Annotated in this window: 21 protein-coding genes and 1 tRNA gene; 9 read left to right on the top strand and 13 right to left on the bottom strand. The window is 66.1% G+C overall.

Annotation, left to right across the window (positions count from 1 at the left end):
- Positions 1–22 precede the first annotated feature (22 nt).
- A complete protein-coding gene (gene maiA, locus BLM15_RS23865; protein ID WP_126115086.1) occupies positions 23–655 on the top strand; it encodes a maleylacetoacetate isomerase in 633 nt (210 codons plus the stop codon).
- Between the two features lie 7 nt (positions 656–662).
- On the opposite strand, the gene BLM15_RS23860 is transcribed toward maiA, so the two are convergent.
- Positions 663–914, bottom strand: coding sequence for a hypothetical protein (locus BLM15_RS23860; RefSeq protein WP_442859469.1), 252 nt, complete (start codon positions 912–914; stop codon positions 663–665).
- A gap of 113 nt (positions 915–1027) precedes the next feature.
- Positions 1028–1897: a class A beta-lactamase gene (gene bla / locus BLM15_RS23855; protein ID WP_126115084.1), complete on the bottom strand. Its 870-nt coding sequence runs from the start codon at positions 1895–1897 to the stop codon at positions 1028–1030.
- Between the two features lie 186 nt (positions 1898–2083).
- Here bla and BLM15_RS23850 point away from each other — a divergent pair, with 186 nt between their 5' ends.
- Positions 2084–2974, top strand: a complete 891-nt coding sequence (locus tag BLM15_RS23850) for a LysR family transcriptional regulator (RefSeq protein WP_126115083.1) — start codon at positions 2084–2086, stop codon at positions 2972–2974.
- A gap of 80 nt (positions 2975–3054) precedes the next feature.
- On the opposite strand, the gene BLM15_RS23845 is transcribed toward BLM15_RS23850, so the two are convergent.
- Both BLM15_RS23845 and cpdR read right to left on the bottom strand, forming a co-directional pair.
- A tRNA-Val gene (locus BLM15_RS23845) sits at positions 3055–3129 on the bottom strand.
- A 136-nt stretch (positions 3130–3265) separates the two neighbouring features.
- Entirely contained in the window at positions 3266–3625 is a 360-nt protein-coding gene (cpdR, locus tag BLM15_RS23840) for a cell cycle two-component system response regulator CpdR (RefSeq protein ID WP_038363805.1), read from the bottom strand.
- A 287-nt stretch (positions 3626–3912) separates the two neighbouring features.
- Between cpdR and BLM15_RS23835 the strand changes: the two genes are divergently transcribed.
- Positions 3913–4833: an N-formylglutamate amidohydrolase gene (locus tag BLM15_RS23835; RefSeq protein ID WP_126115082.1), complete on the top strand. Its 921-nt coding sequence runs from the start codon at positions 3913–3915 to the stop codon at positions 4831–4833.
- A gap of 351 nt (positions 4834–5184) precedes the next feature.
- Positions 5185–5967, top strand: a complete 783-nt coding sequence (hisN, locus tag BLM15_RS23830) for a histidinol-phosphatase (protein ID WP_126115081.1) — start codon at positions 5185–5187, stop codon at positions 5965–5967.
- On the opposite strand, the gene BLM15_RS23825 is transcribed toward hisN, so the two are convergent.
- Positions 5872–6942 carry an alpha/beta fold hydrolase gene (locus tag BLM15_RS23825; protein ID WP_126115080.1) on the bottom strand — a complete coding sequence of 357 codons (1071 nt, stop codon included), beginning with the start codon at positions 6940–6942 and terminating at the stop codon, positions 5872–5874. The genes hisN and BLM15_RS23825 overlap by 96 nt on opposite strands.
- 178 nt (positions 6943–7120) lie before the next feature.
- On the opposite strand from BLM15_RS23825, the gene BLM15_RS23820 reads away from it, so the two are divergent.
- Positions 7121–7582 carry an Hsp20 family protein gene (locus BLM15_RS23820; protein ID WP_126115079.1) on the top strand — a complete coding sequence of 154 codons (462 nt, stop codon included), beginning with the start codon at positions 7121–7123 and terminating at the stop codon, positions 7580–7582.
- A gap of 91 nt (positions 7583–7673) precedes the next feature.
- Here BLM15_RS23820 and BLM15_RS23815 read toward each other — a convergent pair whose 3' ends face one another.
- The 3 genes from BLM15_RS23815 to BLM15_RS23805 all read right to left on the bottom strand — a co-directional run bounded on the left by BLM15_RS23815 (position 7674) and on the right by BLM15_RS23805 (position 10400).
- Positions 7674–8489, bottom strand: a complete 816-nt coding sequence (locus tag BLM15_RS23815; protein ID WP_126115078.1) for a hypothetical protein — start codon at positions 8487–8489, stop codon at positions 7674–7676.
- Positions 8490–8591: 102 nt separating this feature from the next.
- Positions 8592–9650: a threonine aldolase family protein gene (locus BLM15_RS23810; RefSeq protein ID WP_126115077.1), complete on the bottom strand. Its 1059-nt coding sequence runs from the start codon at positions 9648–9650 to the stop codon at positions 8592–8594.
- A 174-nt stretch (positions 9651–9824) separates the two neighbouring features.
- Complete coding sequence (locus BLM15_RS23805; RefSeq protein ID WP_126115076.1) at positions 9825–10400, bottom strand: hypothetical protein; 576 nt, start codon at positions 10398–10400, stop codon at positions 9825–9827.
- Here BLM15_RS23805 and gltB point away from each other — a divergent pair.
- On the top strand, positions 10393–15084 hold the full coding sequence (gltB, locus tag BLM15_RS23800) for a glutamate synthase large subunit (RefSeq protein WP_126116329.1): 4692 nt from the start codon (positions 10393–10395) through the stop codon (positions 15082–15084). The genes BLM15_RS23805 and gltB overlap by 8 nt on opposite strands.
- A gap of 4 nt (positions 15085–15088) precedes the next feature.
- Positions 15089–16513, top strand: coding sequence for a glutamate synthase subunit beta (locus tag BLM15_RS23795; RefSeq protein ID WP_126115075.1), 1425 nt, complete (start codon positions 15089–15091; stop codon positions 16511–16513).
- A gap of 135 nt (positions 16514–16648) precedes the next feature.
- Here the strand turns inward: BLM15_RS23795 and mutT are convergent, their stop codons facing one another.
- The 5 genes from mutT to BLM15_RS23770 all read right to left on the bottom strand — a co-directional run bounded on the left by mutT (position 16649) and on the right by BLM15_RS23770 (position 20717).
- Positions 16649–17053, bottom strand: a complete 405-nt coding sequence (gene mutT / locus BLM15_RS23790; RefSeq protein ID WP_126115074.1) for an 8-oxo-dGTP diphosphatase MutT — start codon at positions 17051–17053, stop codon at positions 16649–16651.
- Between the two features lie 8 nt (positions 17054–17061).
- Positions 17062–17571 (bottom strand): carboxypeptidase regulatory-like domain-containing protein, encoded by a 510-nt coding sequence (locus BLM15_RS23785; RefSeq protein ID WP_126115073.1) that lies wholly within the window; start codon positions 17569–17571, stop codon positions 17062–17064.
- Complete coding sequence (locus tag BLM15_RS23780; protein ID WP_126115072.1) at positions 17568–18509, bottom strand: DMT family transporter; 942 nt, start codon at positions 18507–18509, stop codon at positions 17568–17570. Before BLM15_RS23780 ends, BLM15_RS23785 begins: the two co-directional genes overlap by 4 nt.
- Positions 18478–19731, bottom strand: coding sequence for a bifunctional glutamate N-acetyltransferase/amino-acid acetyltransferase ArgJ (argJ, locus tag BLM15_RS23775; RefSeq protein WP_126115071.1), 1254 nt, complete (start codon positions 19729–19731; stop codon positions 18478–18480). The genes BLM15_RS23780 and argJ overlap by 32 nt, the downstream gene beginning before the upstream one ends.
- Positions 19732–19862: 131 nt before the next feature.
- Entirely contained in the window at positions 19863–20717 is an 855-nt protein-coding gene (locus BLM15_RS23770) for a peptidylprolyl isomerase (protein WP_126115070.1), read from the bottom strand.
- A 307-nt stretch (positions 20718–21024) separates the two neighbouring features.
- Here BLM15_RS23770 and secA point away from each other — a divergent pair, with 307 nt between their 5' ends.
- Positions 21025–23871, top strand: coding sequence for a preprotein translocase subunit SecA (gene secA / locus BLM15_RS23765; protein WP_126115069.1), 2847 nt, complete (start codon positions 21025–21027; stop codon positions 23869–23871).
- A gap of 123 nt (positions 23872–23994) precedes the next feature.
- Positions 23995–24567: a hypothetical protein gene (locus BLM15_RS23760; protein ID WP_126115068.1), complete on the top strand. Its 573-nt coding sequence runs from the start codon at positions 23995–23997 to the stop codon at positions 24565–24567.
- Positions 24568–24573 lie beyond the last annotated feature (6 nt).

Below are 24573 nucleotides of genomic sequence, written 5' to 3'. Positions count from 1 at the left end.
GGCCCTGATGGGAGGCGGCATAATGAAGCTGCATGGCTATTTCCGCAGTTCGGCCGCCTGGCGTGTGCGTATCGCGCTCAATCTCAAGGGCCTCAAAGTCGAGCACGTCTCGCACCATCTGCGCCATGGCGAGCAGCGCGACCCAGCCTATCTCGCACTCAATCCGCAAGGGCTGGTGCCGACGCTCGAGCTCGACGACGGCACGGTGCTGACCCAGTCGCTCGCGATCATCGAATGGCTCGAGGAAACCCGTCCTGAACCATCGCTGCTGCCGAAAGATCCGATCGACCGCGCCAAGGTGCGGGCCTTCGCCCAAGCGATCGCCTGCGACACCCATCCGGTCCAGAATCTCAAAGTGCTGAACCGACTGCGCGAGCTAGGACACGATAGCGAGACAGCACTCGCCTGGGCGGCCGCGGTGAATGTCGACGGGCTGTCGGCCGGCGAGCAGCTCGCGGCCAACACTCCCGGCCCGTTCTGCTTCGGCGCGCAGCCCAGCCTCGCCGACATCTGCCTTGTGCCGCAGCTCGGCAATGCCAGGCGCTTCAAGGTCGATGTTACCAAGTTCCCGCGGCTGCTGGGCTCCGAAGCGGCAGCGCTGGAACTCGCCGCCTTCCGCGATGCGGCGCCCGACCGTCAGGCCGACGCGGAATAGCTGCGGCTCACCAGCGCCGATAAGGCCAAGGACCCCAATACGGCCCGTAGAAGCCGGATGCTTCCAGCCGAGCCCGCCGTGAGGCCGAGCGGTCGAGATCGACCTCCATGAGGCAGTTGGCAAAGCCCTCCGCCCCCTTGCGGAAGCCATAGGACCGGCAGCGTTCCTCATCGAGGCTGCGCTGCTCGGCTGCGGTGACGCAGCCGCCGAGGGCGGCTGCCAGCCCCAATGCGATAAGCCATGACGCACGCATCGTCAGATCCTCCAGGCCGTGCGGGTTTCGGAAGGATCATGCCATGAAAGAGGTGTTTTGACGTCACCTTTCAAAGCCAGCTGACGAGCACCCGCGATTTCGGAGGATTTTTCTACAGTTCAGAGCGATACGGCCAACCGCCCGACCTCGGCCAGTACCGCCTCGCGCTCGGCGAACGAGACCTGCGCCTCGGCATAATAAGCGGTCACGACCAGCGGCGCCCGCCCCGGCGGCCAGATCACGCCGACGTCGTTGGTCGCGTTGTTGTTGCCAGTGCCGGTCTTGTCGCCGATCCGCCAACCCTTCGGCGTCCCCGCCCGCAGGCGTTTGTCGCCGGTCTTGTTGGCGACGAGCCAAGCCGTCAGTTGCTGGCGCGAGGCCGGTGACAATGCACCTCCGAGAACGGTCTGACGCAGAACGCTGGCCATGGCGACCGGCGTCGTCGTATCGCGGGGATCGCCGGGTGTGGCCTCGTTGAGCTCCAGTTCACGCCGGTCGAGCCGGGAGGCTTCGTCGCCCAGCGAACGCATATAGCCCGTCAGCCCCTTCGGCCCGCCAAAGGAATCGAGCAGCAGGTTTCCGGCGGTGTTGTCGCTCAGCGTCACCGCCGCCTCACAGATCTCGGCGACCGTGAGGCCCTTCTCGACATGTTTCTCGGTTACCGGCGAGTAGGTGACGAGATCGGCCTTGCTATAGCTGACGCGCCGCTCGAGTTCCTCCTCGCCTCGGTCGACCCGCGCGAGCACGAAGGCTGCGGCGACAAACTTGAACGTACTGCACATTGCGAAGCGCTCTTCCCCACGATGAGCAATGACTCGGCCGGTTCCACTGTCGAGGATCGCGACGCCGAGGCGGCCGCCATGCTTGCGATCGAGCGCGAACAGCGCCTCGCGCACCTCCTCTTCGCGTCCTTGGGCCAAGGCGGGCAACCCGCCCAGTATCGGTGCGCCCATCAGGGAGGCGACCAGCAAATCTCGGCGTCGGATCATCGTTTTCTCCATGCGGAAGCCATCGCGCGAGCGGCATGCTCGCGCCGGAGGGAATCGGGTCTGGCGAAGTCATTACGACGGACGGAAGGCCTACCCAGCGCGTCGTCCGGCCCCTTGTCGCCGTCGGCTTGCCCAATCGCAAACGATGATATCTCTATAGAGCCATTAGATTATCTAAGGCTTGCCATGCTCCGCCCGCATCTGCCCCTGAACGCTTTGCGCGCCTTCGAGGCCTCGGCCCGCCATCTCAGCTTCACCCGCGCCGCGATCGAGCTCTGCGTCACCCAGGCCGCGATCAGCCATCAGGTGAAGAGCCTCGAGGAGCGTCTCGGCATCGAGCTCTTCCGGCGCCTGCCGCGCGGGCTCGCGCTGACGGATGAGGGTCGCAGCCTCCTTCCGACGCTGCGCGACAGCTTCGACCGCATCGCTGGGCTGCTCGAACGCTTTGAGACCGGGCGCCCGGTCGAGGTCCTCAATGTCGGTGCGGTCGGCACCTTCGCGCTCGGCTGGCTGCTGCCGCGCCTTGCCGGTTTCCGCCAGGCCCACCCCGAGATCGATCTGCGCCTCACCACCAACAACAACCGCGTCGACCTCGCCGCCGAAGGGCTCGACTACGCACTGCGCTTTGGCGGCGGCGCCTGGCACGGCACGGCGGTGCTGCGCCTGTTCGACGCGCCGATGACGCCCGTCTGCGCTCCCGCCTTAACCGCCGCTCTGCGCCAGCCCGTCGATCTCATGGAGCAGGTCCTGCTTCGCTCCTATCGCGCCGACGAGTGGAAGCTGTGGAGCGAGGCGGCCGGGATCGAGCCGTTGCAGGCGCGAGGCCCCGTCTTCGACACGTCGATCGCGCTCGCCGAGGTCGCCGCCGGCGGGGAAGGCATAGCCCTCATGCCGGCACTGCTCTTCTCGCGCTACTTCGATGACGGCAGGCTGGTCCGGCCTTTCCCGATCGAGGTCTCGCTCGGCGGCTATTGGCTGACCTGGCTGCAATCGCGCTCGTTGACGCCGGCCATGCTGGCCTTCCGTGACTGGCTGCAGGAGGAAAGCCGCATGCAGCTCGCGTCACAGGCGAACTGAACCGCCAAACGAATCGGCCCAAAAAGCAAAACGGCCGCCCGGGTGGGGCGGCCGTTCGTCCTTGAAATCCAAGGAGAAAATGGTGGGCGCGACAGGGATCGAACCTGTGACCCCTACGATGTCAACGTAGTGCTCTCCCGCTGAGCTACGCGCCCGTTTTGCCCGAAGGCATCCGGAACGACACCGGCCCGAAGGCGGCATCGCTGCGAGGTGGAGGGGCTATAGCGGACGAGTGCGCGCCTTGCAAGGCGCTTCGTCGGCTTCTTTGCAGGAAGCCGACACCCCCAGCCGTCACGCCGCCAGCAGCTTCTCGACCTCGTTGACCAGTTCACGCAGATGGAAGGGCTTCGACAGCACCTTCGCGTCCTTCGGCGTCTGCGAATCCGGATTGAGCGCGACTGCCGCAAACCCGGTGATGAACATCACCTTGATGTCCGGATCGAGCTCGGTGGCGCGCCGCGCCAGCTCGATGCCGTCCATTTCCGGCATGACGATGTCGGTCAGCAGCAGCTCGAACGGCTCCTCGCGCAACCGATTGTAGGCGGATAGCCCGTTGTCGAACGAGGCGACGTCATAGCCCGCATTCTGCAGCGCCTTCACGAGGAAGCGGCGCATGTCGTTATCGTCTTCGGCCAGGAGAATCTTCGTCATGGCGCCTTGCTTCATCCGTGCTGTTGCGCCGAGCCCACGCCACCCCGCCCCGTCTGGCTGGAAGTCGATTCGCTCGCTTCGTCCCTCGTACCGGGTGGCTGTCCCTGCCATTCCGGGCTTCGCCGGTCCAGCCCAGCGCACGCGAACTCACCGCCCGCGCACATCAAGTTGGATCAACCAGTTCTATTTGGCGACATTACGGTAAACAACCAGTGAAGGCGGGCAGCAGGAATGACGATAGGGCATCCCCTTCAATCGGCTGCGGCTTTGTGCTTGAGTTCGGTGACATGACGCAGCCAGCCGGATTTCCTTTTCCCCGCCCCGACGACGTGATCGCCGAGATCGAACGGCCGTTCACGCTCTACCAGCCGGCGCTGCAGATCGTTCCCGTCATCGTCGACGTGCCCCATGCCGGGCGGCGCTATCCGCGGGCCTTCGTCGAGGGCGCGCGCCTGCCGCTCCGGGCGCTGCGCCGCTCGGAGGACGCCTATGTCGACCTGCTCTTCTCGGCAGCTGTCGCGCTTGGCGCCCCATTGCTGGTGGCCGAATTTCCGCGCGCCTATCTCGACGCCAATCGCGAGCCCTATGAGCTCGATCCGCGCATGTTCGAGGGCCGACTACCCGGCTTCGCCAACACCCGGTCCCTGCGCGTCGCCGGCGGCCTCGGCACGATCCCGCGCATCGTCGGCGAGGCCTATGAGATCTATCCGGGCCGCATCCCGGTCGAGAGCGCACTGGCGCGGATCGAAGAACTCTACCGCCCCTACCATGCCGGGCTGCGCCATCTGGTGAACCGGACGCAAGCCAGCTTCGGCAGCTGCATCCTGGTCGACGCGCATTCGATGCCATCGACCGGGCTCGATCGCGACGGCATTGCCAAGGCCGATATCATCCTCGGCGATCGCTTCGGCACCAGTGCCTCGAGCTTCGTCGTCGATGCGGCTGAGGAAGCCTTCGCCCGCGCCGGCCTCAAGGTGACCCGCAACCGCCCCTATGCCGGAGGCTTCATCACCGAGCACTACGGCGCACCCGGCTCTGGGGTGCATGCACTGCAGATCGAGGTCAGCCGCGCGCTCTACATGAACGAGGCGACGCTCGAGCCCAATAGCGGGTTCTCCGCCCTTCAGCAGGTGATCAGCACCGCCATGGCCGAATGTTTCGCGCGCTGGAGCGGCTGGAGCGACGATTGGCGTCAGGCGGCGGAGTAAGCCTCCGCCCCACCAACGCCTTACAACCCAAAAAAGAAAAAGGGCCGCACACTTGCGTGGCGGCCCGAAGTCTAGGGAGGAAACGCCCAAGGAGGGCAACGAAGGTTTGAAGCGATCTCCCCTTCGCAGTGCACCATAGCGCGCTGCATCGCAAAAAAGCAAGCGTTTGCGGGGACAAGAACATGCGCCACACGCATATCACTGCCGCATTTTTGCTCGACACTGAACGATCTTGCGGATCAGGGTAGGGCTGAACTGTCCTCGCTCCATCAGCGTCGAGCCAGCAGCGCTTGTCATCCCGCTCGTCTCGCAGCATGAAGACGGCGGCCGACAGAGCCGAAGGAACCCTCGATGAGCGCGGTCGATTTCGCTGAGTTCGTCGCCCGGCTGGCGACACTGTCAGGCCAGGCGATCCTGCCTTTCTTCCGCGCCAGGCATACGACCGAGGACAAGTCCGGCGGCGGTGTCTTCGATCCCGTCACCGAGGGCGATCGCGCCGGCGAGGACGTGATGCGCAACCTGATCAAGCGCACCTTCCCAGCCCATGGCATCCTCGGCGAGGAGTTCGGCGCCGAGAATGCCGAGGCGGACTATGTCTGGGTGCTCGACCCGATCGACGGCACCCGCGCCTTCATCTCCGGCATCCCGGTCTGGGGCACGCTGATCGGGCTGACCCGCAAGGGCGTACCGGTCTACGGCATGATGAACCAGCCCTTCACCGGCGAGCGCTACTCCGGCGATGGCCGCAAGGCGCGCTATGAGGGGCCGAACGGACCGCGCACGCTGCATACGCGCCAAGTGACGAACCTTGCCGAAGCGACGCTGATGACGACCAGCCCGCACCTCTTCGCCGACGGGCAGAAGGAAGCCTACGGCCGCGTCGAGAGCGCCGTGCGCATGGCCCGCTATGGCTGCGACTGCTATGCCTATTGCATGCTCGCCGCCGGCCATATCGACCTCGTCATCGAGAGCGGGCTGAAGCCCTACGATATCGTCGCGTTGATCCCGATCATCGAGGGCGCTGGCGGCATCGTCACCTCATGGGATGGTGGCAGCGCCGCCCAGGGCGGCACCATCCTCGCCGCCGGCAACCGGACGCTGCACCAGGCCGCGCTCGCCCTCCTCAACGGCTGAAGCCGGCTCGACAACCGTCTCGGTCGGCAAATCCTCGCCTGGCACGAAGGCATCGAAGGCGGCCCAGAACTGCGTCCGGATCGCGTCGCTCTCCATCAGGATCTCGTGACGTGCCGTCGGCAGCACCAGGGCTGAGCCGGTCTTGAGACGCGCCGCAAAACGCTCAATCGCCGGGCTCGACACGACAGGATCGCGCCCGGCGGCAATGATCAGCGTCGGCACCCTGACCTCGAGCGGCGCGCGTGGCTGCGCGAGGCGGTCCATCAGCTGGAAAGCGGCATGGACCCAGCCGACGCTGGGGTCGCCGATGGCAAGTTCGCGCGCTGCTGCGGACAGGGCGGCATTGCGAGCATAACGCACGGGATCGGAACTCAGCCGGTTGCCTTCGAACGGCTTGGTGCCGATCGCGGTATCGCCGCCACCGGGTACGAAGGTCTTGCCGAAGCCGAGCCAGTACAGCACACGCGCCAGCCAGCGGGCGCCGCGCGGATTCTCGATCATGCTGATGCCGAGCATCGGCGCGATCGCGACCAGGCGCACGACCGGCAGCGCCCCGCGCCTGGCTGCATCGAGGCAGAGCGCCGCCCCCATCGAATGGGCCAGGACAAAATAGGGTGGCGGAAAGCGTTCCTGCATCTGTGCCACGACCAGAGCGAGGTCACGCTCGTAGTGCACGAGCCGACCGACATGGCCTCGGCGCTGCCGGCCGGTGAAACGCTGCGAGCCGCCCTGCCCGCGCCAGTCGAAGGTCAGGACATGAAAGCCGCGCCGACGCAATTCGGCGATCACCTCGCTATAGCGCTCGATGAACTCGGCCCGCCCCTGCGCGACAAGGATCGTGCCCTTGCTTTGACGCACGCTCGGGCGCCAGCTTGCCAGGCGCAGGCGCGCACCATCGCTGGTCTCAGAGAACCAGACCTTACCGTGGCCGGGCACCGGATAATCCGGCTGGTGGAAGAATTCGGCCTCGGTCATCAGCGCTCCGGCAGGCTCATCGCCTCGTTATGCCCAGCTGGACCCGGTCTTGAAAAGCCGGAAAACGCCACCCAGATCATTGCTGCGCAGGCCGTCAAGCGGCTGCGCGAGCCTAACCCCCAAGCCCGCGCTCATGATGAGGCGGGTGATCAACTGTCGCTTCTTCTGGAGGACAATCATGCGTTCCTACGATCTTTCCCCACTCTATCGCTCGACCGTCGGCTTCGACCGCCTATTCTCGCTGCTCGACCAGGCCACCAGCGTCGATAACGCGCCGAGCTATCCGCCCTATAATATCGAGCGTACCGCCGAGAACGCCTATCGCATCTCGATCGCGGTCGCCGGCTTCGGTGAATCCGACCTCTCGATCGAGAGCAAGGAGAACGCGTTGACCGTTCGCGGCGAGAAAAAGACCGCCGAGGATGCCGAGAAGCGCGAAGTCCTGCATCAGGGCATCGCCGCCCGCGCCTTCGAGCGCCGCTTCCAGCTCGCCGACTACGTCCAGGTCACTGGCGCCAGCCTCGAGAACGGGCTGCTCCACATCGACCTCGTCCGTGAGATCCCCGAGGCCAAGAAGCCGCGCCTGATTCCGATCGGCGCGCAGGGCGCCAAGGTGATTGAGGCCCGGAAGGCCGCGTAGCATTGCCGGTGTGAAAGCACCGCTTGCCTGAAACGAGAGAGCCTCCCCGGGAAACCGGGGAGGCTCTTTGTCTAGGCGTGCTGCACAGCCCTTAGTTCGGCGGATTGACCGGCGCGATCGGCGTCTCCGGCTTCGGCTGCGCCGTCTTCATCTCCTCGATCTGCACCGGCGGCAGGGTCGTGTCGGGTGTCGGAATGCCGCTCGGATGCGCCCGTGCCAGCGGCGGCAGGCGATCGGGCTCGTCGGCCCCCCGGACATCCTGCGGATTGACCAGCTTCGGCTTGCCGATGTCGCTCGGCGCGACCGACGGCACGGCAGTGGGTTTTGCCGCTGGCGCATCAGGCTTCGGGGCCGCCGGTGACGGCGGAACGACGGTCGCGGGCGCACTCGCCTCAGCCGGTGGCTGGGCAGGCTTCAGGACGGCTGGCCGCTCCGGCGGGCGCGGCGTCAATTTCTTAGGCGCCGGACGGTCTTCTTCGCGCGGGTCGAGCCTGACGGTCCGCGGCGGCGGCTGCAACACGATCCGATCGATCAGCTCGCCATTGAAACGGTCGATGACGAGCCGCACCCGCGAGCCATTCGCCGCCAGGCCGTCGACGATGACGGCCGAACGGGTGCGCACCGTCCGCTGCACTTCGCGCAGGCCGAACTCCTGAGCCGCACCCCGTTCCAGCGCGCGCGGCGGGATCGGCGCAGCCCTGCGCGGCACATAGTCGTAGCGCGGACCGTAGCCGTAACCATCGTCGTAGTCGTAGCCATAGCCGTAGCGCGCATAGCCGCTACCGTAGTCATCGAGTTGCGCCAGGGCTGGGCTGCTCGCGCCCGCCACAACCGCTAAAACGGCAATGCCGGCCAGCCGACGGCGCAACGGGCGCGGCACAGCGGCGGACGAAACGAAAACTGCCATGGTCTGTCCTCTGTCAGACGAAAATCGCAGCCTTCAGTTCTCGGTAAGGATTGCGGCGCGCTTGCGGCGTGAATCGGCTGGGAAACGGACCCTTTTCGGCCTTCAGACTGCAGCCAGCACGGCCGCGAGCCGGTCGACCTCGTCCTGCCGCGTCGCGAAGGAACAAACGAAGCGGCCGACGACCTCGCCTGTCTGAAGCTCTTGTCCCACAGGCAGCGCTCCGTCCGACCAAGCAATGTACTGCGTGCCCTGCGCCGTCAGTGCCGCTTGCACCTGCGGCGGCAGCACCAGGAAGACCTCATTCGCTTCGCAGGCCCAGGCCAGCCGCAGCTTGTCTTCGGCCTTGACGACGTCGGCGAGCCGGGCGGCCATCGCATTGGCGTGGCGGGCAAGGTCGAGCCAGTGGCCACCGGCCAGCAACCCCTCGAACTGCGCGCCGATCAGCCGGCCCTTGGACAAGGTGTGCCCGGCGCGCTTGCGGCGCCACAGCATCTCAACCGCATCAGCCGGATCGAAGACGATCACGGCTTCGGCTGCAAAGGCGCCGTTCTTGGTGCCGCCGAAGGAGAGCACGTCGACGCCTGCTTTCCAGGTGATCTCGGCCGGCGTGGAGCCGAGCGCGACCACGGCATTGGCGAAGCGGGCACCATCCATATGCAGCTTCAATCCGCGCGGCCCGATCGCCTGCTTCAGCGCCGCGATCTCGGCCGGCGTATAGACCAGCCCGCATTCGGTCGCCTGCGTGATCGACAGCATCTGCGGCTGTACCTGGTGCACGGCGCCTGCCCGCATGCGCGTGAGCTGGTCGGTGACGACCCCCGGAGTGAGTTTGCAACCATCGCCCGGCAATCCGACGATCTTGGCGCCGCCGGTAAAGAACTCGGGCGCACCGCATTCGTCAGCGGCGATATGCGCCTCGTGATGGCAGAGCACCGCCCCCCAAGGCTGGACCAGGCTCGCCAGCGCCAGCGCATTCGCCGCCGTGCCGGTCGTGACGAGGAAGACCGCGACCTCGCGCTCGAACAATTCCGCGAACATGGCTTCGACCCGCTTCGTCCAGGCATCATTGCCATAGGCTGTGGCAAAGCCGTCATTGGCGGCCGCCATCGCCTGCATCACCGGTGCGCTCGCCCCGGCCAGATTGTCGCTGATGAAATTCATGGAGCTTGTATCCGGCGGGTGGCTGTGAGGGTCCTGACGGATAAGCAGCCTCCTGTCCCTACGCAATCGGCTCTGGAGCCCGTTCCGATCTGCTTGCACCGCAAGCCGATCGGTAAAACGGTCTCTAAGCTTAAAGTGAGAGACGGGTTCACTGATCAGGTTGACTCAACCTGATCAGATCCGGCTCTTGCGCAGGGCAGCCCCGATCTCGGCTACCGACAACTTCCGGCTTGGCTTGCCGGCCGCAGTGATGTGAAAATGTCGAGACCCGAACAGAGATAGCAACAAAATGTCGTTGCAACGCAAAATCGGCGCTTGTGCCCAGATTGGAATTCTGGCAAGGTCAAGGCAATAGGACAGCGATACTGTCCCATTTTCAGAGTGGGCCTCGCCGAGGCCCCGGCGCAGGCGGATGGAGCGGACGATGACGGGAGGTACGGCGAATAAAGCCAAAGCCAACCGTACGACGCGCGCCGCCCGCAAAACGGCGGCGTAACCAGGCGCGGCAGGGCTCGAAGAGCCCGAGGCGCCTGCGGAGGACGCGGGCGCAAGACCAGACCAGCGCAAGCAACCTTCGCAAACCGAGAATAAAGCCGAACCGGCCCGATCCTTGCTCGGCAGGGAGAAAGCCGGAACGGCAGCGGCGCGGCGGCGCGCGGACTTTGGTTGGCTCCCAAGCAGATGCTGCCGGGGCTGAAGGCGGGCGGAGGTGACGATGAGCGAAGGCAGCAAGGCGAGCGCGATGGCCAAGACCGCCACGACGGCCGCTTTCGAGCGCTTCCCCGAAGTGCGTGACCCGGCCATGCCGGCCCGCCAGGGCCTCTACGATCCGTCCTATGAGAAGGACTCCTGCGGCGTTGGCTTCATCGCCGACATGAAGAACCGCAAGAGCCATGCGATCGTCGCGCAGGGCCTGCAGATCCTGCACAATATCGACCATCGCGGCGCTGTCGGCGCCGATCCCAAGCTCGGCGACGGCTGCGGCATCCTCACCCAGATCCCGCATCGCTTCTTCAAGGAAGAGTGCGCCAGGATCGGCATCGAGCTGCCCGAACCCGGTCACTACGCCATCGGCCAGTTCTTCATGCCGCAGGAGGCCGACAACCGCGCCGTCTGCGAGGAGATCGTCGCCCAGACGGTCGAGGAGGAAGGCCTGGTCTTCCTCGGCTGGCGCGATGTGCCGGTCGACAACAGCGATCTCGGCGACGCGGTCAAGGAGACCGAGCCTTGCCATCGCCAGATCTTCGTCGGCCGCCCGGCCGAGATCACCGATGAGGACGAGTTCGAGCGCCAAGTCTATGTCCTCAGGAAGTCGGTCTCGAACAAGGTCTACAAGCGCCATGACCGGGCGACCGCGACCTATTACCCGGTTTCCTTCTCCTGCCGGACCATCGTCTACAAGGGCATGGTGCTGGTCACCCAGCTCGGCGATTACTTCAAGGACCTGACCGACGAACGCTTCGAGAGCGCGCTCGCCCTCGTCCACCAGCGCTTCGCCACCAACACCTTCCCGTCCTGGCGCCTCGCCCACCCCTACCGGATGGTCGCCCATAACGGCGAGATCAACACGCTGCGCGGCAACGTCAACTGGATGGCGGCCCGCCAGGCCTCGGTCGACTCCGAGCTCTTCGGCGCCGACATCTCCAAGCTCTGGCCGATCTCCTATGAGGGCCAGTCCGACACCGCCTGCTTCGACAACGCCCTCGAATTCCTGGTCCAGGGCGGCTATTCGCTCGCCCACGCCATGATGATGCTGGTGCCGGAGGCTTGGGCCGGCAACCCGCTGATGGACGACAGCCGGCGCGCCTTCTACGAGTATCACGCCGCGCTGATGGAGCCGTGGGACGGCCCGGCCGCGATCGCCTTCACCGATGGCCGCCAGATCGGCGCGACGCTCGACCGCAACGGCCTGCGCCCCGCGCGCTATCTCGTCACCGATGACGGGCTCGTCGTGCTCGCCTCGGAGTTCGGCGTCCTGCCGATCCCGGAGGAGAAGATCGTCCAGAAGTGGCGGCTCCAGCCCGGCAAGATGCTGCTGATCGATCTCGAAGAAGGCCGCATCATCGGTGATGACGAGATCAAGCAGACCCTCTGCCTCGCCAACCCCTACAAGGACTGGCTGAAGCGCACCCAGATCGTGCTCGAGGAGCTGCCACCGGTCGAGGCGCGCGCCTCGCGCACCGACGTCGCCTTGCTCGATCGCCAGCAGGCCTTCGGCTACACCCAGGAAGACACCAAGATCCTGATGGCGCCGATGGCGGTGACCGGCCAGGAAGCGGTCGGCTCGATGGGCACCGACACCCCGATCTCGGCGCTCTCCTCGAAGTCGAAGCTGCTCTACACCTATTTCAAGCAGAACTTCGCCCAGGTCACCAACCCGGCGATCGACCCGATCCGCGAGGAGCTCGTGATGAGCCTCCTCTCCTTCATCGGGCCGCGGCCGAACATTCTCGACCTCGAGGGCACCTCGCGCCGCAAGCGCCTGGAAGTGCGCCAGCCGATTCTGACCAATGACGATCTCGAGAAGATCCGCTGCATCGGTCACTACGAGGATCGTTTCGACACCAAGACGCTCGACATCACCTATCCGACGCGCGAAGGAGCGGCCGGCATGGAGGGCGCCATCGCCCGCCTGTGCGAGCGCGCTGAAGCAGCCGTCCATGGCGGCTACAACATCATCATCCTCTCCGACCGCCAGGTCGGCTCGGACCGCATCCCAATCCCGGCTTTGCTGGCAACGGCAGCAGTCCATCATCACCTGATCCGCAAGGGCCTGCGCACCTCGGTCGGCCTCGTCATCGAATCCGGCGAGCCGCGCGAGATCCACCATTTCGCCCTGCTCGCCGGCTTCGGCGCCGAGGCGATCAACCCCTATCTCGCCTTCGAGACGCTCGAAGCGCTGCTGGAGGCCGGCGAGTTTCCGCCGGAGGTCGACCGCTACGAGGTGGTCAAGCGCTTCATCAAGTCGGTCGGCAAGGGCCTGCTCAAGGTCATGTCCAAGATGGGCATCTCAACCTACCAGTCCTATTGCGGCGCCCAGATCTTCGACGCAGTCGGCCTGCGCAGCGACCTGATCGAGACTTACTTCACCGGTACCATCTCCTCGATCGAGGGCGTCGGCCTCGCCGAGATCGCCGAGGAGAGCGTGCGCCGCCATCGCGATGCATTCGGCGACTCGCCGGTCTATCGCGACACGCTCGACATCGGCGGCGAATACGCCTTCCGCCTACGCGGCGAGGCGCATGCCTGGACGCCGGAGAACATCGCACTGCTGCAGCACGCCGTGCGCGGCAACGCCCGCGACAAGTTCAAGGCCTATTCGGAGCTGGTCAACGACCAGAGCGAGAAGCTCTCGACCATTCGCGGCCTGTTCCACGTTAAGATGGCCGATGAGCTCGGCCGCAAGCCCATGCCGCTCGACGAGGTCGAGAGCGCGGTCTCGATCGTCAAGCGCTTCTCGACCGGCGCGATGTCCTTCGGCTCGATCAGCCATGAGGCGCATTCAACGCTGGCGCTGGCGATGAACGCGATCGGCGGCAAGTCGAACACCGGCGAGGGCGGCGAGGAGCCGGAGCGCTTCAAGCCGCTTCCAGACGGGCGCTCGATGCGCTCGGCGATCAAGCAGGTCGCCTCGGGCCGCTTCGGCGTCACCACCGAATATCTCGTCAACTCGCAGATGATGCAGATCAAGGTCTCGCAGGGCGCCAAGCCCGGCGAGGGCGGCCAGCTGCCTGGCCACAAGGTCGATGCCCGCATCGCCAAGGTCCGCCACTCGACCCCGGGCGTCGGCCTGATCTCGCCGCCGCCGCATCACGACATCTATTCGATCGAGGATCTCGCCCAGCTGATCTTCGACCTGAAGAACGTCAACCCGGCCGCGGACGTCTCGGTCAAGCTCGTCTCCGAGCTCGGCGTCGGCACCGTCGCCGCCGGCGTCGCCAAGGCGCGTGCCGACCACATCACCATTGCCGGCTATGAGGGCGGCACGGGCGCTTCGCCGCTGACCTCGATCAAGCATGCGGGATCACCCTGGGAGATCGGCCTCGCCGAGACCCACCAGATCCTGGTGATGAACAAGCTGCGCGGCCGCATCGCCCTGCAGGTCGATGGCGGGCTGCGTACGGCACGCGACATCGTCATCGGTGCGCTGCTCGGAGCCGATGAGTTCGGCTTCGCCACTGCGCCGCTGATCGCCGCCGGCTGCATCATGATGCGCAAGTGTCATCTCAACACCTGCCCGGTCGGCGTCGCCACCCAAGATCCGGTGCTGCGCAAGCGCTTCAAGGGCATGCCCGAGCACGTCATCAACTTCTTCTTCTTCCTCGCCGAGGACGTGCGCGAGATCATGGCAGAGATGGGCGTGAAGAGCTTCGACGAGCTCGTCGGCCGCTCCGACTGGCTCGACAAGAAGGAGGCGATCGAACACTGGAAGGCCAAGGGGCTCGACTTCGCCCGGATCTTCCACAAGCCGGAGCCGGGCGCGGGCGTCGCCATCCGCAATGTCGAGCGCCAGGTCCATCCGATCGAATCGGTGCTCGACCGCACGCTGATCGCCAAGGCGGGTGCCTCGCTCGACACCGGCGCTCCGGTGGTGATCGAGAGCGCGATCCGCAATGTCGATCGCTCGACCGGCGCGATGATCTCGGGCGAGATCGCCAAGCGCCATGGTGGGCTCGGCCTGCCGGAGGACACGATCACGGTGAAGCTCACCGGCACCGCCGGCCAGAGCTTCGGCGCCTGGGTCGCGGCTGGCGTGACGCTCGATCTCACCGGCCAGGCCAACGACTATGTCGGCAAGGGCCTGTCGGGCGGCAAGCTGATCATCCGGCCCGATCCGAAGTCGCGTGCGCTCGCCGAGGAGGCGATCATCGTCGGCAACACCGTGCTCTACGGCGCGATCTCCGGTGAATGCTACTTCCGCGGCGTCGCCGGCGAGCGCTTCGCCGTGCGCAACTCCGGCGCGATCGCGGTGGTCGAGGGCACCGGCGACCACGGCTGCGAGTACATGACCGGCGGCGTCGTCGTCGTGCTCGGCCAGACCGGCCGCAACTTCGCGGCCGGCATGTCGGGCGGCATCGCCTACGTCCTCAACGAGGACAAGAGCTTCGCCAAACGCTGCAACCTCTCCATGGTCGATCTCGAGCCGGTGCCGGAAGAGGAGGAGCTGACCCAGCGCCTCTACCACCATGGCGGCGACCTCGAGTTCAAGGGCCGCATCGACGTCATGGCCAACATGTCGGGCTACGACGCCGAGCGCCTGCATCAGCTCATCGCCAACCACCTGAAATATACGGGGTCGGCGCGAGCGCAGACGATCCTGGAGAACTGGGCGGAGTACCTGCCCAAATTCGTCAAGGTCATGCCGGTCGAGTACCGGCGCGCACTACTGGAAATCGAGCGGGCCCAGGCCGGCATCTCGGTCGCGGCGGAGTGAGACGATGGGCAAGGTAACCGGTTTCCTCGAGATCGACCGCCGCGACCGGAAGTATCTTCCGGCCTCGGACCGCATTCGCAACTACAAGGAATTCGTGATCCCGCTCGGCCAGGAGGCGACCCGTGACCAGGCGGCGCGCTGCATGAATTGCGGCATCCCGTATTGTCACAATGGCTGCCCGGTCAACAACCAGATCCCGGACTGGAACGACCTCGTCTACAACGACAAGTGGCAGGAGGCGCTGACCAACCTGCACTCGACCAACAACTTCCCCGAGTTCACCGGCCGCGTCTGCCCCGCCCCGTGCGAGGCCTCCTGCACGCTGAACCTCGAGGACACCCCGGTCACGATCAAGTCGATCGAATGCGCGATCGTCGACAAGGGCTGGCAGGAGGGCTGGATCAAGCCCGAACCCTCCACCACGAAGACGGGCAAGAAGATCGCCATCATCGGCTCGGGCCCGGCGGGCCTCGCCGCCGCCCAGCAGCTCGCCCGTGTCGGCCACGAGGTCCATGTCTATGAGCGCCAGGGCCGCGCCGGCGGCCTGCTGCGCTACGGCATTCCCGACTTCAAGATGGAGAAGTCGCATGTCGATCGGCGCGTCACCCAGATGGAGGCCGAAGGCGTCGTCTTCCATTACGGCGTCAATGTCGGCATCGACATCGATCCGCAGGACCTGCTCGCTCAGTATGACGCCATCGGCCTGACCGGCGGCGCCGAGAAGCCGCGCGACCTGCCGATCGAGGGCCGCGACCTCGACGGCGTCCAGTTCGCCATGGACTTCCTGCCGCAGCAGAACCGCCGCAATGGCGGCGAACCAGACACGACGGGCAATGCCCGCCCGATCCTCGCCGGCGGCAAGCATGTCGTCGTCATCGGCGGCGGCGACACCGGCTCCGACTGCATCGGCACCTCAGTACGCCAGGGCGCGCTCTCGGTCACCCAGCTCGAGATCATGCCGCAACCGCCGGAGAAGGAGAACAAGCAGCTGACCTGGCCGAACTGGCCGCTGAAGCTGCGGACCTCCTCCAGCCATGAGGAAGGCGCCGAGCGCGACTTCGCCGTCGGCACCGTCAAGTTCACCGGCGAGAACGGCAAGGTGAAGACGCTGCATTGCGCCAAGGTCGATGCCGGCTTCAAGCCGATCGAGGGCAGCGAGTTCCAGCTCAAGGCCGATCTCGTCCTCCTCGCGATGGGCTTCGTCTCGCCGGTTCACGACGGGCTCATCGCCAAGCTCGGCGTCAAGATCGACGGGCGCGGCAATGTCGAGGCCAACATGCTGGCCTACAAGACCTCGGTCGAGAAGGTCTTCGCCGCCGGCGACATGCGCCGTGGGCAATCGCTGGTGGTCTGGGCGATCCGCGAGGGTCGCCAGATGGCTCACTCAATCGACAAGCACCTGATGGGCGAGACCATCCTGCCGCGTTGAGCGGCAGGTACACCAAGCGTCATGCTCGGGCGAAGCCCCGAGCATCTCAAGCCGGAAGAGGCTCCGGTTTGGCGCCTTCTCGTCCCGAGATTCTCGGGTCGTCGCTACGCGCCACCCGAGAATGGCGGGCTCCGCTCACGCCCCCAGCAGATCGACCAGCGGTGGGATCAGCGGCTCGTCGGCCGGCGGCATGGCGAGCTCGCGCAGCTTGCCGGGGCGGACCCATTTCAACGCCTGCCCCTCGCCCGAGATTACCGTCCCCTCCCAGCGCCGGCAGATATAGAGCGGCATCAGCAGGTGGAATTCGGGATAGGCGTAGCTGGCGAAAGTCAGCGGCGCCAGGCAGGCCTCTTTCACTTCGATGCCGAGTTCCTCGGCGAGCTCGCGGATCAGCGCCGGCTCCGGTCGCTCGCCAGCTTCGAGCTTGCCGCCGGGAAACTCCCACAGGCCCGCCAGGGCTTTTCCTTCGGGGCGTTGGGTGACGAGCACGCGATTATCGGAATCGATCAGCGCACAGGCGACGACGAGCAGCAGCTTCACAGCGAGAACTAATGTCCAGAGAGGATGACCTCGACCGGTTCGGTTTCCTTGCCGGTCAGCGTGACCTCGTCATAGACCGAACCGCCCTCGCGGAAAATCGCATCCTCCTCGCCCCAGATCACCTGAGTCGAGACGAAGTAGGTGCCGGGCGCGACCTTGTCGAAGCTGAAGCGTCCCCTGGCCGTCGACTTGGTCGTGCGGGTGAATTCCGCATAACGCGGATCGATCTGGTCGTTCGGATAACGCCAGTGCGGCAGGAACTTGGTCCTGACGAAGATGCGGCTGAAGCGTTCGCGGGCATAGGCCGTCGCCGGGATCAGCCTGACGACCTCCCCGGCCGCGTTCACGACCTGCCCCTTCGAGCGCGTCCGGAAGGCATGGCCGACGATGACCCCGGTCCCGGACTTGCGGATGAACGCCGCTTCCTCTGCCGAGAAGGAGGGGTCCGTCCCCGACCCCTGCGCGACGCAAGAGCCTAGCAGGGCCGCAAGGCCCAGCACGCATGCGATCCTCTTCATCTGGCACGTCCCCCCGCCGGCGCCGTCGATACCAGAAAGACGCCGACGAGGATGATGCAACCTCCGATAATCTGCCGCAACTCCAGCGTTTCGCCGAGGACGAGCACACCCATGACGGCAGCGACCGCCGGAACCAGATAGCCGGTCATCGCCGCCCGCGTCGGCCCGGCGGCGCGGATCAATCGCATGAAGAACGTCACCGGCAGCGCCGTCGCGAGCACGCCGAGCGCCAACACGGCCTGCCAATGCGGCGCCAGCGCCGCGAGCGCCGCTCCGCCGGAGAAGATCAGCGTCAGTAGCAACGCGCTCGAACCGGAAACCATCTGCTGGCCGAGCGCGAGCCGGATCGGATCGCCGGCCTTCTGCGGCACCACGCGCGTATAGAGGTTGGCGCAGGCATAGGAGAGCATCGCGCCGACCATGGCGAAGACGCTGAGCGCCGAGCCACCACCCTCGACCAGCCGCGGCCCGATCAGGATTGCGACGCCGGCCATGCCGACGAGGACGCCGGCGAGGCGGCGCGGGCTCAGCCGCTCCTCGGCGAACAGCAGATGCGCGAACAGCGCCGTGACCAGCGGTCCAGCCGCCTGGATCATCGCCGCCGGGCCGCTGGCGAGCTGGATCAGCGCATAGGCGACGAGCGCGTTCGGCAGCCAGCCATTGCACGTGCCGAGCACCAGCCAGTGGCGGAACTCGTGCCGACGCGGTAGCGGGCTCTGGCCACGCACCATGACGAAGAGCGCCAGCGTCGCCGCGCCGAGCAGGCCGCGCCCGGCAGCGATCGCCCAGGGCGAGACCTCGCCCGCCATCAGCTTGATAAACAGGTAGCTGCTGCCCCAGAGGAAGGAGCAGGCAGCGAGATTGCCGACGATGAAGGCCTTGCTCGGCCCCGTAGGGCCGGCAGGCTCAGGAGCGATAGTCGCCGTTGATCTCGACATAGGCCTTGGTCAGGTCGCAGGTCCAGACAGTGGCCTTGCCGCGGCCGAGGCCGAGATCGGCGGTGATGACGATGTGCTCGCCCTTCATGTAGTCGGAGACAGCCTGCTCGTCATAGGAGCCGGCGCGTGCACCGGCTTCCGCGACCTTGATCGCGCCGAAGGAGATGTCGAGCCTGTCGCGATCGGCCGGCTCTCCGGCCTTGCCGACCGCCATGACGATGCGGCCCCAATTGGCGTCCTCGCCGGCGACCGCGGTCTTGACCAGCGGCGAATTGGCGATCGACAACGCAACCTTCTTGGCCGAGCGCGCCGATTGCGCTCCGACGACGCGGACTTCGACGAATTTGCGGGCGCCCTCGCCGTCCTTGCAGACCAGGTGCGAGAGCTCGAGCAGCAGCGCGTTCAGCGCCCGCTTGAAGCCCGAGAGCCGGGCATCCGCCGGATCGGTGATCTCCGGCACGCCGCGGGCCTTGGCCTTGCCGGTCGAGAACAGCATCAGCGTGTCGGAGGTCGAGGTGTCGCTGTCGACCGTGATCGCGTTGAACGAGCCTTTGACGCCCTTCGACAGCAGCGCCTGCAGCACGGGCGCTGCGATCGGCGCATCGGTGAAGACGAAGGACAGCATCGTCGCCATGTCAGGCGCGATCATGCCGGCGCCCTTGGCGATACCGGCGATGACGACCTCGTGCCCGTCGATCTTGGCCTTGCGCGAGACGGCCTTGGGGAAGGTGTCGGTGGTCATGATCGCCGTGGCGGCGTCCAACCAGGGTCCGTCGGCGGCACGCTTGGCGCAATCGGCCAGCACACCCTCGAACTTGCTGGCGTCGAGCGGCTCGCCGATCACGCCGGTCGAGGCGATGAAGACCTCTTCCGCCTTGCAGCCCGCGGCCTTGGCCGCGATTTTCGCCGTCAGCGCAACCGAGTCGCGGCCTTTGAGACCCGTGAAAGCATTGGCGTTGCCCGAGTTGACGACGATGGCGCGCGCCTTGCCCTGAGCCAGATTCTCCCGGCACCAATCGACCGGGGCCGACGGGCATTTCGAGCGGGTGAAGACGCCGGCGGCCTGCGAGCCCTCGTCAAGCAGGACGAGCACGACGTCGGTGCGGCCCTTGTAGCGGATGCCGGCCTCGGCGGTGGCGAAGCGCACGCCCGGCACAGCCGGAACCTTGGGCTGGCGCTTCGGCGCGAGCGGAGAAACGGGAACATCCTTGCCGGCCATCATGCGCCTCCTCGAAAAGGTGCCCCGATGTGCCGCAGCGGCGGGACGAAGACAAGGGTCTCAGCTCTGCCAAAACGAAACGCCCGGGCATGGCCCGGGCGCATCGCGACGGTATTGTGAAAGACGTGGCCCGATCAGGGCTTCTTCGGCTCGACCGGAGCCGGCGCAGGCGTCGCCGGGGCAGCCGGCTTGTCGAGGCGCTCGACCTTGGCCTTCTCGCGCAGAGCGACGATGAGGTCCTGCTGCGCCTTGCGGACCAGATACTGGTCGATCTGCGGCTTGACCTCGTCGAAACTCGGCAGCGGCTTGCTGCGCTTGTCCTCGAGCTTGATGACGTGCCAGCCGAACTGGCTCTTCACCGGCTCGGAGACCTGGCCCTTTTCGAGCTTGAAGGCCGCCTCGGCGAATTCCGGCACCATCCGGTCCTTGGCGAACCAGCCGAGATCGCCGCCCTCCTTGCCCGAACCCGGATCCTTGGAGAGCTCGGCCGCGACCTTGGCGAAATCCTCGCCCTTCTTCACCCGATCCAGCGCCGCCTTGGCCTGCGCCTCCTCCGGCACCAGGATGTGGCGGGCGTGGACCTCTTCCTCCGGCTTCATCGCCTTGACGGTGTCCTCGAAGAGCTTCTTCGCCGCCTCCGGCGTCGCCGCCTTCTTGGCTTCGGTCGTCAGATACTCGTCGAGCAGGAGCTTGTCGCGGTTATAGGCGAGGCGCTTGGCGAACTCCGGCCCCTCGCCGACCTTGGCGGCCGTCGCGGTCTTGGCACCGAGCTTGAGGTCGACCAGATAGTTGATCAGCTCCTCGCGCTTGCGCTCCTCCGGCATCTGCGCGGTGCGCTCGGCGAGATCCTCCTCGGCGAGCTTCAGGTCACCCTCCGTGATGGTGATCCCATCGACCTTTGCGATGGGCTTGTCCTGCTGCGCGAGGGCCGGCGCGGCGGCGGCGAGCACGAGGCCGAGCGACAGCGTGGCGAGACGGGACGAAACCATGGATCGGCCTTTCGATGAACGGCGCGGAAATGAATCTCGCAGGCTGAGTGCCAGCAGAACGCGGCCTTGGCAAGATGACGCCTCGCACATCAACGCGAGCCGGCCGGCCTGGTTCAATCCACGGCTCCACATCTCGCAACCATGCAAAGCTCTTGGAACCGAAGCGTCCGGACCCTACATGCGCGCGGATAAGCGCGTGCTGGACCATGCGCCTGCGCACGTCTAAACACGCGCGTGAAATTCTGAGGGTTACCGCTTTCGGCTGCGCCTGCTGGTGCCGGCCGGATTCGCCATTGAAAGGCCAGACATGCTTGGCGCGCTTGCAAAGAAACTCTTCGGCTCGTCGAACGATCGGCGGGTGAAGGGCTACCAACCCCGCGTCGCCGCGATCAACGCGCTCGAAGCCGAGGTGGCGCAGCTCTCCGACGAGGCCCTTCGCGCCCGCACCGAAACCTTCAAGCAGCAGCTCGCCGACGGCGCCAAGCTCGACGACCTGCTCGTTCCCGCCTTTGCGACAGTGCGCGAGGCGGCCAAGCGCACGCTCGGCCAGCGCCATTTCGACGTCCAGCTGGTCGGCGGCATGGTGCTCCACGAGGGCGCCATCGCCGAGATGAAGACCGGCGAAGGCAAGACGCTGGTCGCGACGCTGCCGGTCTATCTCAACGCGCTCGCCGGCAAAGGCGTCCATGTCGTCACCGTCAACGACTACCTCGCCCGCCGGGACGCCGAGTGGATGAACCGGATCTATAGTTTCCTTGGCCTCTCCGTCGGCATCATCGTGCACGGCCTCGACGACGAGGAACGCCAGCGCGCCTATGCCAGCGACATCACCTACGGCACCAACAACGAGTTCGGCTTCGACTATCTGCGCGACAACATGAAGTACGAGGTCGCGCAGATGAGCCAGCGCGGCCACCATTATGCGATCGTCGACGAGGTCGATTCGATCCTGATCGACGAGGCGCGTACGCCGCTGATCATCTCCGGCCCGCTCGACGACAAGTCGGACCTCTATGTCGCGATCGACAAGGTCCTGCCTGGGCTGATCAAGACCGACTACGAGGTCGACGAGAAGCAGCGCACCGTGGCGCTGACCGAGGCCGGCAACGAGCATATCGAGGAATTGCTGAGGGCAGCCGGGCTGCTCAAGGAGGGCGATCTTTACGATTCCGCCAACGTCACCCTGGTGCACCATGTCAACCAGGCGCTGCGGGCGCACGCCCTCTTCAGCCGCGACAAGGACTACATCGTCCGCAACGACGAGGTCGTCATCATCGACGAGTTCAGCGGCCGCATGATGCCCGGGCGCCGCTATTCCGAAGGCCTGCACCAGGCGCTCGAAGCCAAGGAAAACGTCACCGTCCAGCCCGAGAACGCGACGCTGGCCTCGATCACCTTCCAGAACTATTTCCGCCTCTACAAGAAGCTCGCCGGCATGACCGGCACGGCCGCCACCGAGGCCGACGAATTCGAGCAGATCTACAAGCTCGAAGTGGTCGAAATCCCGACCAATGTCCCGGTCGCCCGCATCGACGATGACGACGAGGTCTATCGCAGCTTCCCGGAAAAGGTGAAGTCGATCATCAAGGAGCTCGACCGCGCCAGCGAGCGCCTGCAGCCGGTGCTGGTCGGCACCGCCTCGATCGAGAAGTCCGAGCTCGTTGCCGAAATGCTGGTAGAGGCCGGTTTCAAGCAGATCGACTTCGCTCAGCCCGACGCACTGGACAAGCTCTACGCCGCCGCCCGCTCGGGCAAGAGCGCCAAGCAGTTCGCCGTTCTGAACGCCCGCTTCCACGAGCAGGAGGCCTTCATCGTCGCCGAGGCCGGCGTACCCGGTGCGATCACCATCGCGACCAACATGGCCGGCCGCGGCACCGACATCAAACTCGGTGGCAATGTCGAGATGCGCGTCGCGCACGAGACCGCCGGCATGGAGGACGGGCCCGAGAAGCAGGCGAAAATCAAGGCGATCGAAGAGGAAGTCGCGCGCTTCCGCGAGATCGTGCTCAACGCCTCCGAGACCATCGAGCTCGAGCCGGCCAAGGGCTCGCGCCCGGCCAAGACCATGACCCGCCCCGGCGGCCTCTACATCATCGGCACCGAGCGCCATGAGAGCCGGCGCATCGACAACCAGCTGCGCGGCCGCGGCGGCCGCCAGGGCGATCCGGGCCGCTCCAAGTTCTTCCTGTCGCTGCAGGACGATCTGATGCGCATCTTCGGCTCCGACCGGATGGACGGCATGCTGCAGAAGCTCGGCCTGCAGGAGGACGAGGCCATCGTCCATCCCTGGATCAACAAGGCGGTCGAGAAGGCGCAGGGCAAGGTCGAGGCGCGCAATTTCGACATCCGCAAGAACATCCTGAAATACGACGACGTCATGAACGACCAGCGCAAGGTCGTATTCGAGCAGCGCCGCGAGTTCATGCGCGCCGAGACCGTGCGCGAGACCATCGACGACATGCGTCACGGCGTCGTCGAGGACACCGTCTCGCGGCGGATTCCGGAGGACGCCTATCCCGAGCAGTGGGATGCCGCGGGCCTGCGCGAGGACGTCACGACCTATCTCAATCTCGAATTGCCGATCGAGGACTGGGCCAAGGAAGAAGGCATCGCCGACGCCGAATTGCGCGAGCGCATCCGCAAGACCGCCGATGACGACTACACGGCGCGCATCGAGCGCAACACCGAAGAGGTGATGACCTATATCGAGAAGCAGGTGCTGCTGCAGACGCTCGACCATCTCTGGCGCGAGCACCTCGTCACCCTCGACCATCTGCGCCAGGTCATCGGCTGGCGCGGCTATGCCCAGCGCGATCCGCTGAACGAGTACAAGCAGGAAGCCTTCGAGCTGTTCGACGGGCTGATCGGCCGCCTGCGCGAGCAGGTCACCGGCAATCTGATGCGCGTCGAGGTCCGCTTCGAGGCGCCGCCGGAAGAGGGCCTGGATCTCGCCCAGGGCAGCGGTGGTGCCTTGCCGCCACCGCCAGCCGGCTTCCTTGGTGGCCAACCGCAATTCGCCGCGACCGATGGCGACCTCGCCGTCGCCGAGCGCAATCCGACCGATCCCGAGAGCTGGGGCAAGGTCGGCCGCAACGAGCTCTGCCCCTGCGGCTCCGGCAAGAAGTACAAGCACTGCCACGGCCAGTTCGTCTAAAGCCGGTCTCCGGCACCTCACGACCGGATCGAAAAGCTCCGGCCAACAGCCGGAGCTTTTTTCTTGCGGCCCGGCGAGGTGCCTGCATCCTTGCGAGGACAGATCAAGGGTGTGGAGCCGTCCGTGACCGAGGCAGCGTTCGAGATCCGGCTCGACTATTCCGCCGAGGAATTCGCGCAGTACCAGACCATCGACGCAGGCAGGCGACAGGCTCTGGTGAAACCATCGCCCTTGGAGAGCTGGCCTGCCCTGATCAGCCTGGGCTGCGCGGTGGCCCTGCTCGCAGCGGGACTTGCGGTCGCCGGCGGAGCCTCGGATCTGCGCGCCGGCGGCACGATCGCCGCGCTCGTCTTCGCGGCCTTCTGGCTCGGCCTTTGGGCGCCCTCGCTCGCCGCCCGCGCTTCAGCGGCTGACCGGGAGCAGGCAGCCTTCGATGACTTCATGGCGGAGTGGCGTGATTGCCGCGTCCTCGTCACGCAGGCCGGGCTCTGGACACGAAGCCACGCCATGCGCGGCTTCATGCCGTTCTCTGCCATCCGCTCGGCGACGGTCGCTCACGGCCTGCTGTCGCTGTGGCCGGAGGCTGGAGCGCCGATCAGCCTGCCGCTGCGGCTCCTGAATCCGGACCAGCAGGCGCGGCTCGTCGCCCTTGCCGGCAGGACGGAGAAGGCGATTGCGCCGTCCGGTTCGGCTTGAAGCGGA

Source organism: Bosea sp. Tri-49, from assembly GCF_003952665.1.
In the GTDB taxonomy this organism is placed as follows: Bacteria; Pseudomonadota; Alphaproteobacteria; order Rhizobiales; family Beijerinckiaceae; genus Allobosea.
This window is presented reverse-complemented; position numbering and strand designations above follow the sequence as displayed.

Bases quoted from the DNA above. Each gene is read 5' to 3' on its own strand.
- cpdR (WP_038363805.1), bottom strand. From the start codon at position 3,625: ATGACGAAGATTCTCCTGGCCGAAGACGATAACGACATGCGCCGCTTC.
- BLM15_RS23795 (WP_126115075.1), top strand. From the start codon at position 15,089: ATGGGCAAGGTAACCGGTTTCCTCGAGATCGACCGCCGCGACCGGAAG.
- BLM15_RS23820 (WP_126115079.1), top strand. From the start codon at position 7,121: ATGCGTTCCTACGATCTTTCCCCACTCTATCGCTCGACCGTCGGCTTC.
- argJ (WP_126115071.1), bottom strand. From the start codon at position 19,731: ATGATGGCCGGCAAGGATGTTCCCGTTTCTCCGCTCGCGCCGAAGCGC.
- BLM15_RS23780 (WP_126115072.1), bottom strand. From the start codon at position 18,509: ATGTCGAGATCAACGGCGACTATCGCTCCTGAGCCTGCCGGCCCTACG.
- BLM15_RS23810 (WP_126115077.1), bottom strand. From the start codon at position 9,650: ATGAATTTCATCAGCGACAATCTGGCCGGGGCGAGCGCACCGGTGATG.
- BLM15_RS23835 (WP_126115082.1), top strand. From the start codon at position 3,913: ATGACGCAGCCAGCCGGATTTCCTTTTCCCCGCCCCGACGACGTGATC.
- BLM15_RS23850 (WP_126115083.1), top strand. From the start codon at position 2,084: ATGCTCCGCCCGCATCTGCCCCTGAACGCTTTGCGCGCCTTCGAGGCC.
- BLM15_RS23825 (WP_126115080.1), bottom strand. From the start codon at position 6,942: ATGACCGAGGCCGAATTCTTCCACCAGCCGGATTATCCGGTGCCCGGC.
- maiA (WP_126115086.1), top strand. From the start codon at position 23: ATGAAGCTGCATGGCTATTTCCGCAGTTCGGCCGCCTGGCGTGTGCGT.
- hisN (WP_126115081.1), top strand. From the start codon at position 5,185: ATGAGCGCGGTCGATTTCGCTGAGTTCGTCGCCCGGCTGGCGACACTG.
- bla (WP_126115084.1), bottom strand. From the start codon at position 1,897: ATGATCCGACGCCGAGATTTGCTGGTCGCCTCCCTGATGGGCGCACCG.
- BLM15_RS23770 (WP_126115070.1), bottom strand. From the start codon at position 20,717: ATGGTTTCGTCCCGTCTCGCCACGCTGTCGCTCGGCCTCGTGCTCGCC.
- BLM15_RS23815 (WP_126115078.1), bottom strand. From the start codon at position 8,489: ATGGCAGTTTTCGTTTCGTCCGCCGCTGTGCCGCGCCCGTTGCGCCGT.
- gltB (WP_126116329.1), top strand. From the start codon at position 10,393: ATGGCCAAGACCGCCACGACGGCCGCTTTCGAGCGCTTCCCCGAAGTG.
- BLM15_RS23785 (WP_126115073.1), bottom strand. From the start codon at position 17,571: ATGAAGAGGATCGCATGCGTGCTGGGCCTTGCGGCCCTGCTAGGCTCT.
- secA (WP_126115069.1), top strand. From the start codon at position 21,025: ATGCTTGGCGCGCTTGCAAAGAAACTCTTCGGCTCGTCGAACGATCGG.